General features: G+C 45.2%; 9 protein-coding genes. 2 read left to right on the plus strand and 7 right to left on the minus strand.

Features of this window, described 5'->3' with window-relative positions:
* Positions 1-71 precede the first annotated feature (71 nt).
* The gene (gene mmsB, locus ACJJI1_RS04810) at positions 72-977 is read right to left on the minus strand and encodes a 3-hydroxyisobutyrate dehydrogenase (RefSeq protein WP_444958694.1); all 906 of its coding nucleotides are present in this window, start codon (positions 975-977) and stop codon (positions 72-74) included.
* Between the two features lie 72 nt (positions 978-1049).
* A complete protein-coding gene (locus ACJJI1_RS04815; RefSeq protein WP_444958695.1) occupies positions 1050-2156 on the minus strand; it encodes an enoyl-CoA hydratase/isomerase family protein in 1107 nt (368 codons plus the stop codon).
* 180 nt (positions 2157-2336) lie between these two features.
* On the opposite strand from ACJJI1_RS04815, the gene ettA reads away from it, so the two are divergent.
* Complete coding sequence (gene ettA, locus ACJJI1_RS04820) at positions 2337-4001, plus strand: energy-dependent translational throttle protein EttA (protein ID WP_444907208.1); 1665 nt, start codon at positions 2337-2339, stop codon at positions 3999-4001.
* Positions 4002-6778: 2777 nt separating this feature from the next.
* On the opposite strand, the gene ACJJI1_RS04825 is transcribed toward ettA, so the two are convergent.
* Genes ACJJI1_RS04825 through ACJJI1_RS04835 form a run of 3 tightly spaced genes read right to left on the minus strand, consistent with a single transcriptional unit; the run spans position 6779 to position 12805 of the window.
* Positions 6779-8896: an ATP-binding cassette domain-containing protein gene (locus tag ACJJI1_RS04825; protein WP_444958696.1), complete on the minus strand. Its 2118-nt coding sequence runs from the start codon at positions 8894-8896 to the stop codon at positions 6779-6781.
* Positions 8886-11618 (minus strand): ATP-binding cassette domain-containing protein, encoded by a 2733-nt coding sequence (locus tag ACJJI1_RS04830; protein WP_444958697.1) that lies wholly within the window; start codon positions 11616-11618, stop codon positions 8886-8888. Before ACJJI1_RS04830 ends, ACJJI1_RS04825 begins: the two co-directional genes overlap by 11 nt.
* 2 nt (positions 11619-11620) lie before the next feature.
* Entirely contained in the window at positions 11621-12805 is a 1185-nt protein-coding gene (locus ACJJI1_RS04835; RefSeq protein ID WP_444958698.1) for an HlyD family secretion protein, read from the minus strand.
* Between the two features lie 963 nt (positions 12806-13768).
* On the opposite strand from ACJJI1_RS04835, the gene ACJJI1_RS04840 reads away from it, so the two are divergent.
* The gene (locus ACJJI1_RS04840) at positions 13769-14086 is read left to right on the plus strand and encodes a hypothetical protein (protein ID WP_444907204.1); all 318 of its coding nucleotides are present in this window, start codon (positions 13769-13771) and stop codon (positions 14084-14086) included.
* A gap of 107 nt (positions 14087-14193) precedes the next feature.
* On the opposite strand, the gene ACJJI1_RS04845 is transcribed toward ACJJI1_RS04840, so the two are convergent.
* Both ACJJI1_RS04845 and ACJJI1_RS04850 read right to left on the minus strand, forming a co-directional pair.
* On the minus strand, positions 14194-15144 hold the full coding sequence (locus ACJJI1_RS04845) for an outer membrane beta-barrel protein (protein WP_444958699.1): 951 nt from the start codon (positions 15142-15144) through the stop codon (positions 14194-14196).
* Between the two features lie 180 nt (positions 15145-15324).
* Positions 15325-17199, minus strand: coding sequence for a TonB-dependent receptor (locus ACJJI1_RS04850; protein ID WP_444958700.1), 1875 nt, complete (start codon positions 17197-17199; stop codon positions 15325-15327).
* Positions 17200-17496 lie beyond the last annotated feature (297 nt).

Consider the following 17496-nt stretch of genomic DNA (forward strand, 5'->3'; position numbering starts at 1 on the left):
CAAACAAAACAGGCAAAAACTGCACCACTGCCGACATTGCCAGACTGTGGTGCAAGGCCTTTAAACAAGCGCTAAGTAAGGCTACCCGCCGGGCGCCGGAACATATTCTGAATACTGGAGAAATCCAGTTGCTGGTTTTCCTCACTGGCGCCATGCAGTTGGAAAAGATTTTTCGCCAGGGCTCCCATCGGAGTAGAGGATGCACTGGTTGAGGCGGCATCCATAGCCAGCCCCAGGTCCTTGAGCATCAATGCCACACTGAAACCGCCGGCATAGCCCTTTGCCGAAGGCACGCTCTCCATAGTGCCCGGGTAGGGATTGTAGTTAGCCAGGGACCAATTATTACCCGAACTTTCCCTCATAATATCGCTCAGTACCTTGGCATCCAGCCCCTTATCCACTCCCAGCTGTAAAGCTTCTGCGGTACCGGTCATATGGATCGCGAGCAGCAGATTGTTGCAAATCTTTGCCACCTGCCCGGCACCTGCAGCACCGGCGAGAAATATCTTGCTGCCCATCACCTGCAACGGGGCCCGCGCTGCATCAAATGCCGCTTCATCCCCGCCGCACATAAAGCAAAGCGTCCCCGCCTGTGCCGCAGCTGTACCACCGGATACCGGAGCATCTATCGCTCTCAACCCATGCTCCCCGGCAGCCAGGCTGACCAGGCAGGCGTCCTCTGCAGAGATAGTCGAACAGTCGATAACCAGGGTATCGGCCGGGAGTTGCTGCAACAGCCCAGTCTCTCCCAGGTAGAGCCCTTTCACCGCATCGCCACTAGGCAACATGGAAATTACGATATCCGCGCCCTCAACAGCCTGTTGGGCGCTGTCACAGGGCAGGCAGCCGTCTCGCTGTGCCTGCTCCAGAGCAACAGGGCTCAAATCAAATGCCGCTACGGTATAGCCGGCCTTCGCCAAGTTGGCAGCCATGGGGCCACCCATATTACCCAAACCAAAAAAGGCTATCTTTTCCATAAAAGCCACTCCCTATTTTGTTGTTGGTATCCCTGGCGATTAACAGCCCGGGACGCTCGGTAAATACGATATCTACAGGTCGGCCAGCGGGTGCTCACCGCCCCAGGGTCCCTCAAAGCAGCTTTCCACCTGCGCAGGTGTAATCTGTTCCAAGCTGTCAGGTTGCCACTGGGGTTCGCGGTCTTTATCAATCAACAGCGCGCGCACCCCTTCCTTGAAGTGGCCACTGGCACAGAGGTTTACCGCGAGTGCCAACTCCATGCGGTAGATATCCGCCAGGGACAGGTGTCGAGCCCGCTGTAATTGCTCCCACACAATCCAGGGGGTCAGCGGAGAGCCACCTGCCAAAGTGGCAGCTGCCCGCTGCAACCACTTATCCACACCCTGGTATGCACTGATGGCGGCACAAACCTCTGGCAAGGTGGCAAAATCGGTAAGCTGCTGGATTTGGTCATAATGCTCTCGCAGAGCAGACTCAGGCCGCTCCAGAAGGGGCAGCTCCTGGGATTTAAGGCAATTGCTAATTAACTGGTGATTGGCTTCCAGGTTTTCACCAAAACTGAGCTCCGCTAACGCAGACAAGACTGACTCCCGCTGGCCCTGACCGATTATGCGGTCCGCCAGACCGGCAAACAGGGCATCGGCGCCATTAAACTGCGCACCGGTCAGCCCCAGGAAAAGTCCAAGGCGCCCGGGCATACGATTCAGGAACCAGCTGCCCCCCACATCGGGAAACAAACCAATCGTAATCTCCGGCATTGCCATGCGAGTGGTTTCGGTCACAATCCGGTGGCTGGCTCCCGCCATAATGCCGATACCGCCTCCCATCACGAAGCCACCGCCCCACACCACGACGGGCTTGGCGTAAGTGTGAATCTGGTAGTCCAGGCGATATTCGCGGGAGAAGAAGTCGGTGGTGAAGCCGTAGTCCGGTGTCTCACCATAGGCGGCGGACTCCCGATACAGCGCCACCACATCGCCGCCAGCGCACAGCGCCTTGTCGCCACTGCCATCGATCCAGACTGCTGCAACTTCAGTGCCTTCAGCCCAGCGGTCTAGCTGGGCCGACAACAGATCGATCATGGATGAATTTAAGGCATTGAGAGCCTTGGGGAGGTTTAGTGTCGCGATCGCCAGGGCGCCGCGCCGGGAAAACAACACCGGGGAATCCTGATCCATTTTTATTCGTCTTATAGCTCTTGTACTAGATAGTGTCGCAGTTAAACACAGATCACATTTGACGTCAGCCACACGCGAGTACAGCGGGCTACCTAAGAGATGCCCGGTTGCACTTTTTACGCAAACTGATAAGTTGCGCGCAAAATCTGACCGATTCCAACACCCATTACGGAACCCCAAATGGCCGAATACGTATACACCATGAACCGGGTGGGCAAAGTAGTGCCCCCCAAGCGCGAGATCCTCAAGGACATCTCCCTCTCCTTCTTCCCCGGCGCCAAGATCGGCGTACTCGGTCTAAACGGCGCAGGTAAATCCACCCTGCTGCGCATCATGGCCGGGGTCGACCAGGACTTTAACGGCGAAGCCCGCGCAATGCCCGGCATCAAGGTCGGCTACCTGCCCCAGGAACCGCAACTCGATGCCAGCAAGACCGTGCGCGGCAACGTAGAGGACGGTGTACGCGAAGCCATCGACGCCCTCGCCGGCCTGGAACAGGTCTACGCCGATTACGCCGAGCCCGACGCGGACTTCGATGCCCTGGCCAAGAAACAGCAACAGTTCGAAGACATTATCCAGGCCTGGGACGCCCACAACCTGGAGCACCGCCTGGAAGTCGCCGCAGACGCACTGCGCCTGCCACCCTGGGATGCGGACGTCAACAACCTGTCCGGCGGTGAAAAACGTCGTGTGGCCCTGTGCCGCCTGCTGCTGTCCCGCCCGGATATGCTGCTTCTCGACGAACCCACCAACCACCTGGATGCGGAATCCGTATTCTGGCTAGAGCGCTTCCTGCACGATTTTACCGGCACTGTGGTTGCCATCACCCACGATCGCTACTTCCTCGACAATGTTGCCGGCTGGATTCTGGAACTGGACCGCGGCCACGGCATCCCCTGGGAAGGTAACTACACCACTTGGCTGGAACAGAAAGAAAAGCGCCTGGAGCAAGAGCAGCGCGGCGAACAGGCCCGCGCCAAAGCCATGCAAAAGGAACTCGAGTGGGCCCGCCAAAACCCCAAGGGCCGTCAGTCCAAGAACAAGGCCCGTTTGTCCCGCCTTGAAGAAATGCAGTCCCAGGACTTCCAGGCCCGCAACGAGACCAACGAAATCTACATTCCGCCCGGCGAGCGTCTCGGCGACAATGTGATTGAGTTTAAAGATGTGAGCAAAGGCTTCGGCGAGCGCCTGCTGATCGACAACCTGTCTTTCCGCGTGCCCAAGGGCGCAATTGTAGGTATCGTCGGCGGTAACGGTGCCGGTAAGTCCACCCTGTTCCGTATGATCAGCGGCACCGAGCAGCCGGACTCCGGCGAAATCAAGATGGGTGAAACCGTTAAGGTCGCCTACGTTGAACAGGGCCGTGAAAATCTGGATGACAGCAAGACCGTATGGGAGGCCATCTCAGACGGCCACGATATGCTCAAGATCAACAACTACGAAGTGGGCTCGCGCAACTATGTTGGCCGCTTTAACTTCAAGGGCAGTGACCAGCAGAAGCGCGTAGGCGAACTCTCCGGCGGTGAACGCGGGCGCCTGCACCTGGCCTATACCCTCAAGCAGGGCGCCAACGTACTGCTGCTGGACGAACCCTCCAACGATCTGGATATCGAAACCCTGCGCGCCCTGGAAGAAGCCCTGCTCAACTTCCCCGGCTGTGCCCTGGTAATCTCGCACGATCGCTGGTTCCTGGACCGTGTTGCCACCCATATCCTCGCCTATGAGGGTGAGAGTGAAGCGGTATTCTTCGAGGGTAACTACACCGAGTACCACGAGGACTTTGTACAGCGTAAAGGTGAGGATGCAACGCCGCATCGGATGCATTATAAGAAACTTAAGACTTGATCATCTGATATCTATATAGCCTACTGGCTATTTATCCCTTATAAAAAGCGAGCCATTGGCTCGCTTTTTATTGAGACTAAAATGATATAGCCAGCTACATTAGTAGCTATGGCTTACTTCTACTCCACTTATTCTATGGGTAGCCTTTTTCAAAACACTATATTCAATGCGTTTTTTATATTGAACTGTCCGTATGAATAATGATCGACTATTTAACTTGAATTTATAGTAAAGGCTAATAATTCATTAAGCACATAATAATTCTGTAGTTAGCATGCTTCCGAAAAAATAAAATTACTCAACCCCTGATTCATTTATCGTTTTTTTGTAATCTTGATCTTAAGGCATGGCAAGGTAGTTAAAGAATCAACTGTTTAATCAAATCCTTAACTCCATGTAGTCGCAATTTATTCCCAAGTTTGAGTGCTCCATCGAATATACGACTGCCTTCAAGACAAAAACACTGCAGCACCTCTATAAGATAACCCGCCATGCATAACCTTCGACTTTTCCACGGAAAGCTTTTAAATCACGCTTATCGAAAATATTCGATTAGCAAATTTGGACTATTTCGAAATAGATTAGAACCATCATCGCTGCTCAATGATAAGTCAACTCAGCAAGAAGGTTAAGTAGCAGTCTCACCTATTGATATAGATTTTCCTGAGAAAAAATATAAAACTTTCTATTAAAAAGGCTCTATTATTGTCGTTAAAAACACCTAAGACTAAGAAGGAAAACTTAACTTTCCTTATACTTAACTTCTTAATACTTAACTTCTTACCAACAGCCCTTATAAAGTATAGATTAATAACAATCAAAACCTCGCATATACCCAGGTATATGCATTCAAACCTTTTGATCTATATGCCGCTTACAATCCACAAGCAAGAAATAACTATCAATCACTTGGATACAATCAGGCGTAAAATCCGACCTTCACACTCAATACGTCGAAAATGAAAACTTATAAAGAAGCACACTTAAAACTGAACATTTGTGCCAATTACAGATATCGAAAACTAACCAAAACTTCTTTGACCTAGCTGGAAACCCAGTACTGGTAGAGTCAGAGCCAGCCAAAGGGCATCTATTTGATTGCTATCGACCATACTCCAACTCTACACATTTAGCTCATCCTATCAGTTCGGCGGAAAGTCAGGACGAACTGCTTCTGGACCTGCTGTGATATCGGTCTCATAATTCATGATATTTCTCCATTTAAATATTGAGTTTGCAGCTCAAGCCAATAAACTGCCGAGCTTTTAGAAGCTTAACCTGAACAACACCGAGTTGGCCATAATTAGTTTAATTTCACATGCAATTAATCAAAAAATGTAGCTAAACGGTGCCTACACAGTTCACATTTTTCTATCACGCAAAAACCAAAGGTGAAATTTCAACCAACATAATAAACACTCAGCTCTTCGCTTTTTTAACTTCTTACTCAAATGTCAGCAATTACTAAGCTTTCCCCTACCCAAAGTCCAGTAGCAAGAAAAAGAACACAGTAGTGCACTCCTACTACGAATCCTGCCATCATAGATATTCCTCACCGCCACTACCAAAGCACAGATAAAATCCAACAAGAATCGTTTTTTTTGAAGCATTTACCCCGAATTCAAAACATTAAAAACTCCAAGAACATTCATATAGTTACAAAAAGTACCATCAATATAATAAAAAGCCATCTGCTATCAAAATCAATAATTTTTAAACCTTAGCACAATGATTCAGATTCATTACAGCTTGCCCACCCAGTTTAAGCATCAATCAATTCGCAAAGGTTTTACCGGGGAAGTATTGGATCAACTATCGAAATCCAATACCAACCAAACCAAATTGGTACCATCTAACCAACAAAAAATAAATAATGAGCCAACCAAGTGGAAAGAGTAACACTTTCCACTACCATGATCTGTACCCCAATCACTCTTCCAAACGCAAGAAAATATGCCAAGTTACGCCAAACAAATCTTATGGAATCAATTATCATTCAACTAATATAAAAGTAGATAAATTTAACAAAAACCATTTTCTAACCTGCCACACGAAGAAAACCAGCTGCATTATCAGCCAAGACTTAAAATAAGTTAACTTCCTATCAGTACCAAGCTTAAATTTATCAAAAAAAATAGTACTACCACTGCATTCACCCAGCAGCTCATCAACAACAAAACAGAGTCATATCTTGATCAGGATGGATAGCCACTCTAATTATGTTCATATCTGCACATTAATAGCTTCGCACAAGCTCTTCAGTTAGCAGTCTATACAGAACCTCAGATACCCTCGGCCTTACCTATCTTGCAGTATTAACATCCATCTAAATGGAAACAATACTCAAGAAAACTCTATACCTACGTAACTTTCATCCATCATGCAATAGAAGTATTTACAACACTGAACTCAACCATAAAATTTATATGGAGAACCAAAAAAACCAACAAAAAATAAAAATAAAAATAAAAATAAGCAACTAAATAAAAGTCATGGCACTTTCAAATATAAATACCTATTCAATATATTCTTTCGAATATTCTATAGTCTTTACTCACACAAACACTCAAACATACCAAAAGCGTATAGCCCACCTATCCCAAAGATTCAGACTAACAAAGCATGAAATCAATTATATTACCTGAAAAGTATCGAACGCATGGGCATAAATATAGAAATCAACCTCAATATCAAACCACTAATGAAAATCCTTTCTAAAATTAACAAATCATTTAAAAGCTCTTATAAATGAAAGAATCTTTCACCTAGGTACTCTGCTATGGATGAGCAATAATAATTAATGTCCTTGCATGCCTTTGGACACAAGCTAATCCAGTACGCAGATTTTCCGGGTCAAGAGCGGCAAAACTCTCATCCAAAACTACCATCTCAGCATTTTGCAGAAGCGCGCGAGCGATAAATAACCGGCTCATCTCTCCGTGGGACAGACGCCACCCCATCTCTCCAACCGTCTGTAGGATTCCAGCAGGCATTTTTTCTAGCAGCGGGGTGAGCCCCAGCTCATCACAGATAGTATAAGCTCTTCGCAGTCCCTCTTGGCTGGGCGGCCACTGATCCCCCATCAACAAATTGAATAAGAATGAGTCCCCCAATACATGATTTTCATGAAATTGTGGGGCGGAGGCTACCATTCTACGCCAAGGTTCTGCACCTATACTCATTCGGTCATAACCATTAAGCAGTAGTAAGCCATCATCTGGCACCTGAATACCTGTCAACACATTGGCAAGAGTGGACTTTCCGGAACCAGAAGTGCCCCGTAGTAAAATCCGATCCCCGGGATAAACACTGAGATTACAACCTGCCAATATCGCTTGATCCTTTCCCTCATAGGTAAAACGGACATCGCGTAAATAGCACAGCGGCAATGAGGAGTTTTGCTTCCCCGATGGAGCTGTCATCACCGGCCTCACACCTTCTTTTGAATTGCAATCCTCCAAAGAAAATAATTCATTTACTTTTCCCCAGGAAACTACTGTACCCAGTGCGTGGGTAAAGCCACTCATACACTTTAAAACTGCACGATAACCTAACAATATGCCACCGAAAATAATTGCAATCTGTGAGCTGCTAGCGTCGCCAGTAATAAATATTGGAGCCAATCCCACTATTCCTAGAAGTAACCATAGCCGTGGCAACAGAGCCACTAGACGTGCCATGCTGTTGTCCATTCGCAAGGAGCTTTCAAAATAATTGTTTAATTCACCATCTTCGCTCCGATGCCACTCACCGGGTGCTTGCTGGGCAAGTCGAGTTCGGTGCCCAATCATTTTTTCGATCAAACGGTGAGTCATTGACAACCGTTGTGCCGTCCACTGACGGCAACTTTGGTATTGCGCTTTTCCCAGAAAAAGCGCACTTAGTAGAAACAATGGAAAAATTGCAGCATAAACAAGTCCGCTTGTTCCCAGTAGCAATATTAAGACTGCTATTAACAACTCCACACAGCCCAGCAACCATAAAAAAGCACCTTGCAATGCACCGACTTCAATATTCTCTGCATCGTAAACTCTACCCAGAACCTGACCCGAGCCCATATGGCGAATTCGACTGGGGCTGACACGCAACGCACTGGCGAGCAATCGCTGTTTGAGAAGTGCGCCTGCCTCGACGGAAATCACACCGCGCAATCGGGCTGTAAGCAGCGATAGGGGAACCTGAGTAACCAGCAATAATATCCAGGCAGCCAACCAACCAGAACTGATGTGGCCCTCAAGTACCGCTCTACCAATCACCCACCAACCACATAAGAAAAGAACCATCTGTATACTGTGGCAGGCAAGCATGGCGGCAAATCGCCAGTAAAGCCCATGGTGGCGAAGCTGCGACCACAAGGAGCGATGAGACGGTTGGCGCAACAACCAGCAATCATCCAGCCGCACATTTGCAAGGTTTTCACGCAACAACGCTGCCATGGCTCCCTTACGCCGGCGCCCTTTAATTTTTGCACTATCCAATAACTGACTGATACGCTGGCGCTGAGGTTCTTCGAGTTCCCAAGCCAGCTGGTGTATTACACTCTCAACGTGGATTTTCTCTATACTTAATGTCGGAGTAAGCAGGTATAACTTACGCCCGCGGCCTCCACACAATGCTATAAAATAGTCCTCATCGCAGAAACGTATCCTCAATAGTGCAGGGGCGGCTCGCAAAAGAGTAGATTCCAGTTCGGCATAACTGCAGTTCACTCGCTCTACCTGTAAATCCAAGGCTTCGGCCTCCGCTTGCAACCTGGAATTAAATTCCAAGACAGCCCCTTGGGTTTTACTTTCTGCCACTAACGGATTTAAACCACAGCGCTTCGCTAGCGCTTGCAGTGCAGCTTCTAATTGTGACGCAGGCCAGCAATAGGAAATCCATTCTTCAGTGCTCACCAGAAACCTCCTTGAGTTTAGAAGCTCGTGAGGTAACAGGCACTCCTTGCAGTTCCGTCAGTTGACCCTTGGCCATATTCAGGTGGCGCCAACTGGTACTCTGCCAACACTCTTGCCAAAGGCTTCTTTCAGCTGCTAGTAATTGCGCATATCGAGTATCACTCTCCGTTTGAAGCTCACCAGGCTCACCATCTTCTATAATTTTGCCTTCATCAACAACTAGAACACGTGGAAAATCCAGGGTTTCACTAATATCATGGGTAATACAAATCAAGGTGATGCCGTGCCAGATTTCTCTTACGCGACTCATCAAGTTCTGTCGCTGCTGACGATCAAGACCTCTGAAAGGTTCATCCAGGATCACACAAGCCGTTTCTTCACGGCCAAGTGCACGTCCCAGCCGCACACGCTGCCCCTCACCGCCACTCACCAGAGCACCACCTTCACCCAAGGTACTCTGCAATCCATCCGGTAACGCTGCCACCAATTTGAGCAAATCCGCTTGTTGAAGAACGGGATAAAGGGGTGCTCCAGGCTTATTACCGTAACTCAGATTTTCTAAAAGACTGCTATTCCACAGTTGAATAGCAGGATCAACCCAGGCACAGTGAAGACGAAAACGATTCAGAAATTCCCCTTTCAGCTCATTGCCGTTTAACATCACACGACCACTAGCAGGTTTATGCCAGCCCAATAGCAATCCGGCCAAGCTCGACTTACCAGCTCCAGATGCCCCTACAACCGCAACTTGTTCACCCGGGCTTATCTCAAGGTTTACCTTGTCGAGAATAGTACGACCACTGGCATTCACACTCACATTATCAAATTTGATTCCCACCGGTTTCCGTGAGGAGAATACAACACAATCCTCAAACTCTTTATCCGTTTCTGTTTCCATAACCGCCTGAAGTGGCTCCAGTGCCCTCAGTAATAAATTTCGCTGGCGTGGGTAACTACGCATTAATCCAGCAATTTCTTCTCCCAATGGCGGTAATGCCAAAACCCAATAAATAAGTAGCAGTAAGTCAGGACTTGCTCCTCTAGCAGCAACACAATAAATCACTAGCGCACTGCTGAGACTACAATTCACTAATAGCTGCACCGCTTGGCTATTGAGTTGAAAACTCAATGAGGAATAACCAGCTTTTATCCACTCGACGAGTAGGTTTTCGTGCTCTCGCCGAACAGATTCACTGGCCCCATGTGTTCTAATTGGTATTACTCCCAGTAGGGCATCCATATAAAAGCGAGCCAAAGCTCCTGCGTGAGTCTGTACTCGCATACTGTAATCAGTCAGTACTGGATGGAATATCAACGGTACAGCAACCTGTAACACAACCATGATGAGTACTAGTGGCGCAGCAGTCGGTACAAGCCAGATAATTCCCATTGCAGTTGCCAGCAGAGTAAAAACCTTAAAAATAATACTGGTCCCAAGTACAGGTAAATCTCTCAAGGCAGAAATACGGTGTGCCCGCTCGGCAGTATCAGAAGTGGGGCGACTTTGAAAGAAGTGATCGGGTATTTTAGGTAGTGCAGCTAGAAAACGTATACGAAAACGGTTTTCCAAACGGCGCCCTATCATCATTTGAATTTTTGCCGTGGGAAACTGTAATAGCAATAGAGTGAACATAAAGCCAATTAGCAGCCCAATCGTGCTAACTCGTTGTACGTCTGTCGCTAATTCACTATGAATATCTATCAGTCCGCGGAAAAGCAATGCTTCAAACATTAATCCCAGCACCGATCCAATCAGAGCGATAAAAATAGTAAGTGGAGCAACTACTCCATCTTCACGCATAAACCTCCAGAGTTGCTGGAGAGGTTTAACCGGTGGTTCACTTAAAGCCCTCGATAGCGCTTCTGATTTCGGTTTTACTTTACTGAGATCACCTACGCCTTTTACACTTACAATGACCGCACCAGTAAACTCCAATAGCTCAGGAGCAAGTTCAATTTTTTCTTCAGATTCACCTCCTGGTCGGCGAGGTGGAAGTGCGCACCAGTAATTCTCTGGTACTAAAGAAAATGCTTGACTGGTATCCATAGAAAACTCAACGGACAACCGCTGCAACATACCACTAACTTCAGTTCCGCGCTTTATCGCCCCGGATGTAACTAATGAGCCGAGCATTCGAACGGATGCATCGAGAAATGCCAGCGAGATCCAATTCTCATCCTTTAGCGCTTTTTCACAGAGCGAGGTGGCCACCATATTGCCAACCTTTAACATTGCAATACGCTTTTTCAGCGGGACAATAAAATCATCACCACCTGCCCAGTTTCTCCAGCCCTGAGGGGGCACCCGTGCAGTGTGAACATGCAATTCATCCAAAAAACGGCGTGCGCTGGGCCAACGTCTACCGCTTGCTGGATCCATTACTTGTACAATACCGTGATGATTTCTCCAAGCGACGACAAAGTGGGTATTACCATTGGGCAACCGCACAACAACCAGCCCGGGCAGGTAACCAGGATTATCTAGTAATAGATGGTCAACAGGAACCACCATCTGAGTAGCATCCAATCCCAACTCTACTGCAATTTTCTCCAGTGTATTTATGGAAGTACCATCCACATCTGTCTGGCAGGCATCACGTAAATGGCCGTAGTGTGTACTTACACCAAAACCCTCAAGTAAGCATTTTAAAGACGCCGGACCACAATCCATATTGGAGGTTTGCACCACCTCAGGAACCAACCAGCGTAATTTCTGTTTCAAAGTCACGCTCCCTCCACCATAATCTCTTCGGTGGCTTTACCTGAGAGCATTTCTCCTGCTCGCTGTAAAAGCAGCTGATAAGGTGTCTTCTTACCTGTGGCAATTTCTACTCTGGCTGGCAAATCATGTAATAGCGGGAGTTGTGGTGGTACTTCACCTTGTAGAGAAAGCTGTACGAGGACTTTACCTTGTTGAACGGCACTGGCCACTCGCTCCACACGCGCTTCCATTTGCCCATATCGGGCCCAGGAAAAACCATCCAATTTTACCTGAGCCTGCTGCCCGGGCCGGATATGTCCCAGAGCTAGTGCCGGTGGAAAAAATGCCTGAATCGAGATAAGGCCCTCTGCTTGAATAGTCGCTATTTGCTGACCTGCCGCTAGAACTTCGCCCTCCCTAATTTCTGCAAGGGCAGCAAGTGTACCGGCGATTGGCGCCCGCAATTTTTGCTCACTCACAGCTAGGTGGCTTTGTTGAATACGGGTATCTACTTCTGCAAGCTTGCCATCTATATCTTGATTTCGTTGCCTGAGGGTACTCACCTCCAACTCATATTCACTGATCAGCTGTGCTCTTCGATCCTCCAAAGCACGAATATCCGCTTGTATTTTAAGTGTCGCCATTGCCATTTGTTGGTAGGCACGTTTTGCTGCTAAATAATCCAACTCTGAACTTTGTTGTTTCTCCAGTAATCGCTCATAACGATCGGCTACCTCAGCTTGTATCTTTTGATTACTAACCTGAAGATGGTACCTTTGTTCCAGTATCTTCAATTGATCGCTAAGGGCTTTCTCATCTTCGCCAAATTTTTTATCTAGTAACCGTCGCTCTCGCTGAACAGAGTCAAGTTGCTCCTTCAGGCTTTCAGATATTTTGGTATCACCCTTTAAACTCAAATCAAGTACAGACGTATCAAGTTGTACCAGAATATCCCCGACCTCAAGGGTATCACCTAGCTCAGCATCAACAGTGATCACCCGGCCAACCCTCTGGGTGCTTACATGAATTGTGTTTTGCTCCTGCTCCAACCTAGCATCATCACTTACACTGTAGATCGTAATATCTTTCGTAAAAAACCAAATTAACCAAGCAATCAGAAGCAAAAACCCTAACAAGGTAACAAGAACCAAAGCATGGATAGAGTCTGAGGCAATAGCTCTAGTAGTATGAGAAAAAGGCGTTGACAATGCTGTAAACCTATTAGTCGACCTGCAAGGCAGGTAAAGAAGAAAATCTATGTTTTTGCAGATTATTGTAAACTAACTACTCAAAATTAGATTTGCTAAATTTAAATTTCTTACATTAAGGATGTCAATTAAAATCTATACTTCATTTCTCGACAAATAACAATCATTTCACACTTCTAATCTACTCGTTACAAGTGTGCTTAGAAAAACCCCTGATGCTCCCAGTATCAATTCATTCAGAGCTTCTCTACCAGAATTAGTCAATAAGAAGCAGGATATATTGAGGCCATATATATTGATTTTAAGTTTGCATTAGGCCGCATAGAAATATAATTTCCGGACAGAAGCACCCTAGAATTATTGAAAATTTTTTCCATCAAAAGCCTTAGCTGGAAAAGAAAAACTAACCAGTCTACAAACTTCGCTCTTACATACATCTTATTCATATGGCCAACACATTAGCTACTTCTCCTAGATAAGCTATACTTCTCGACAACTGAAAATCATTTTCACGTTTAACAGATCTACCCAAGGATATGGGGAATTAATTCGAGTCATTAAACACTCTAAATCAAAGCATATTTATTATTTATACCAAATAAAAGTGGCAGCCATCTTTGCCCCCCACAAAGCCGAATTAAAAGTTATTTACGGCATTGCGTATTTCGCAATACATTTCGCTAACAATTGAACTTCCACCAAAGCAATATATTAATCTCATCAGTCGACCAACCATCTTTCATATATAAAATATCGCTATATAAATGCACAGACAACTTAAAAATTTTGATTTACAGACATTAAAATCCACTCTATGAAAAGTATAATCAGCTACATTATTCAGACACTTTTCCTTATTAAAAGCTAAAATTAGACCTTAAAGAATGACCAACCAAGAGAAATTTACGGTAGATACACTTTAGGACAGATACTAATTCAACTAATTCAAACCGGAAACTAAGTATGGCCAGCTGCAAAATTTATCTTGATGAGTCTAAGCTATCTCCAGATTCAACCCCATCCTTTTTAACAGAGCTACTAAACCGGGAGCTTGATGTAGAAGAAGATACTGCTGTTGTGATCATACCTGCCACCTTAGCAGTTCCTGCAGGCTGCTATATTGAAATATTATGCAAAAAGCAACCCAACAGGACTCATCAGGTCCTACAAAGTCTTGCCATTCAAATTGATGAATCCGCTCGTAGATTATTTCAAATCGAAGAGCCAATTAGAGTTCGAATTATTATGCTGGAAGAAGATTTTTTCTTTGGGGTAAATTAAAAAGAATAAAGCTTATAGCACAGACAAACAACCAAAGATTAAACCATATAAGTCCAGGCAAGTTTTTACTTGCCTGGACTTAATAAACATTAAGTTAAAAATCAAATCTAGTTAAAATCATATCTAAAACCTAAGCGAATACTGCGAGGAGTTTGATAATAATAAGCACGCCCAAAGTATTCATATGGCTCTGATGTCCCATCAAGATCACCTTGTTCCTCTACTTCTAAAACAGCATCATCATTAAATACATTAAAAACATCCAAACTAACCAACAACCTCTGATTGTCGGCAAGCTCAATCGGGTATTGCGCATTTAAGTCAAGGTTCCAGTAATCATCGGTTCTTCCCAAACTACCCCGTGAATTGAGTTCCCCTTGACAATAAAAAGATTCAGATCCATATGCTTGGGCAAAAACATCAGTGGGATGCATTCCAAAGCAATTTTTTGGGCGACCCGTTTGCCACATAAAATTAGTCCCTAATCTCAATCCCATATCAAAGCTGTAAGTACCAAATGCCTTTACCGTGTGCCTGCGATCATTTGGCAAGTTACCATACCCACCTTGTATCAATCCCGGTTGATCAAAGTTAGTTGTTAAACCTGAATCTGTTTGCCCATTATCTGAGCGAACGTAACCTTCATTATTACCCCAGCTATGCCCCCAAGTATACGAGGCATCTAATGACCACCTGCCATCAAATGGGCGCTTGAACGTAAATTCAACTGCACCATATTGTCGCTTCGCTTCTGGATACCTTAATTGAGCTGCCGATAAATTGATATATTCACCCTGTTCAGGGATATAAATCCGCATATCGTTGCCGGGGTTAGTCAATACGTACTGATGGAAGCCTCCAAATATATCTTCGACACTTGCTCCATCAACTTTGGATGCATCCCAAGTACCTGACGAGTTATAGTAGTCAATTACCGCAGCATCAATTGCCAAGTCTTCCAACGCGACTTCCAAATTGCGATAAATACCACGTACACCCAGCTGAATACCACTATCCATAATATATTCGTATCCAAGTATATACTCAGACTGATACATCGGATCAATATTCTTATCTACAACACTTTCGGTGTCCTTTAAGCTCCCATCAGCATAGTAGCCAAGACCGTCAGATTCACCTAAGTTACACGGAGTTGCGTCATTATTCAGGCAAGAACCATCCCAGTCGAACCACTCAGTGGTATATAATTCTGTACCCGCAAGTCTTACATTCGTATTTTAAGCCACAGGAAGGTAATAAAGGCCAAAATTTGCAAATACCTTTTGCTTTCCTTCGCCAGTTGGGTCCCACACAGTAGAAAATCGAGGTGCCCACTGATCACTCACATCAATAAATTTCTCTCCAGCAGCATTTTTATTGGTAAAAGTCTCATTCCGTAAACCCAACTGAACAGACCAGTCATCTGTTATCTGCCAGGTATCCTGCAAATAAAAAGCTGTAGACTCTGTTTCAAAGCTGCCTACATTTTCATAAATAAGGTTGCGAGCCCGCCCTAGCTCTGGATAGAGCCTCCACACCTCTCCTCCTGAATATGTGGTATTTTCTGTAAGACTATTTGCCTCATTATCAATACCAACTTCAACAAAGTGATCATTAATAGCCCAAGAAAAATCTATACGGAACATTTCCCGTGTATCTTCACCAACTTCCACTGTCGATCCAACCCAATCACCGATTGATACCCGACCCGGGTTATACCAATAAACAGTAGAAGCATCTTTATTCTCTGGTATTTCACTTCGGTCCTGTGTATTTTCGCCATAGGAAATACTTAAAGTCATATCATCATTTAAATTCCCGATGTAGGAAGCTATCCAATTAAAACCTCCCCTTCCATAAACAATATCTCCGATATAGTCGCCTGTTTGCTCTATGTCGGAATCATAGTTATAAATACCTTCTACAATATCTCTCTCATCACTAAAGGCGGTAAGCTCTATTCGATGGTCTTCAGTAATATAGCCATCTATTTTCACTCCCCAAAAATCTGATTCGGTCTCCTCTTTATAGCCACGACCACTGGTCATCCCATAGTATTCTTTGTTTTTTAAAACACCACTATAGAGAGCATAAAAGAACAACCTATCTTCTATGATTGGCCCTGAAGCATAAATATTTGCCTCCCGGGTATTTAGTTCATCCTGATCATTATCGTAGACAAAGGTATTTGGAGCGGTTTCAGTCTCCTCATCATAATAAAAACTAGTACCAAATTTAAATTCATTAGAACCACTCTTGGTAGTGGCGTTCATTACCCCACCCGTAGAGCGGCCAAATTTGGCTGAATAGCCACCAGTTTTTACCTGTATATTGTCGTAAAATTCAAATGGAACTGTAGAGTAACCCAATCCGTTTCTAAAATTAGTAGTATTTAATCCGTTAATATAACTAACATTTTCTGCAATTGATGCTCCAGCAAAACTAGTCCCACCACCAAATTCATCAAAGGTACGATCGCCTCTGGAAACACTTGGCGCCAAAAGCGTTACAGAATCTAAATTTCGAGCTACAGGAAGCTCAACAATTTCATCTGATGAAATAACCAAACCTGATTCGGCAATCCCTGTATCCAACTGAGAAATTCTCTGCCCTTGAACAATAACTTCCTCCATTTCAGAAGTATCGCCAAGAGCAATATTAATAGTCCCCCCCAAACTCACCGATACTGAACGAGATTCCGTAACTTGGCCATCTGAATAAAGTTCTAGCTGGTACTCTCCAGGCGGCAAGCTCCCCACTCTAAACTCGCCTCCATTACCTATAGAAACATCTTTGGAAATACCTCGAGCAATATCTGTGACTCTTACTTTGTCTGCTTTTTCAGTATTTAACACAGCCCCCCTAATCGTACCCGTCGTATTGTCCGCCAGAACAATTGAGCTTATCGAAAGAGCTGCACCAATAGAGATCGCCAACAGGCTTTTAGAGAACCCTTTCTTAACTTTACATATAGAAACCATAAAACCCCCAGAAATTATCTTTATTTGAATAACTGGGACGCAATCTGGTACATCGAGATAAGCATCCCGAGAAAACTCATTCTCAACTCTGCAAATAAAAAACACACATGAAAATTGCAAATCAGTTCTCAAAAATAACAAAACCTTAAAGGGTTTTAATAAAAATCAGACAAAAGTCTGATATGCGTTATAGAGACCATACACACGCTCAATAAAGAAAAAATTAAAACGCCATTAAAGCAATAAGACGAATTACAAACTCAGAAAGTGTTACGAAAAAGCTAACTGTGAAAGCTGAATATTTAACGCTTATATATTCCTCATTATATGAAGAAAACGAAATAAACTAATAAACAACAAGCCATTTCTACTTGAAAGGGAATGCCAACATCAGCCATCGAATTTAGTCTATTGAGTATTAATCAAATA

This window comes from Microbulbifer maximicatervae (SeqCode), assembly GCF_052467065.1.

Excerpts from the sequence above, each read along its gene's own strand:
- mmsB (WP_444958694.1), bottom strand. The coding sequence starts at position 977 with ATGGAAAAGATAGCCTTTTTTGGTTTGGGTAATATGGGTGGCCCCATG.
- ACJJI1_RS04815 (WP_444958695.1), bottom strand. The coding sequence starts at position 2,156 with ATGGATCAGGATTCCCCGGTGTTGTTTTCCCGGCGCGGCGCCCTGGCG.
- ettA (WP_444907208.1), top strand. The coding sequence starts at position 2,337 with ATGGCCGAATACGTATACACCATGAACCGGGTGGGCAAAGTAGTGCCC.
- ACJJI1_RS04840 (WP_444907204.1), top strand. The coding sequence starts at position 13,769 with ATGGCCAGCTGCAAAATTTATCTTGATGAGTCTAAGCTATCTCCAGAT.
- ACJJI1_RS04845 (WP_444958699.1), bottom strand. The coding sequence starts at position 15,144 with ATGTATCAGTCTGAGTATATACTTGGATACGAATATATTATGGATAGT.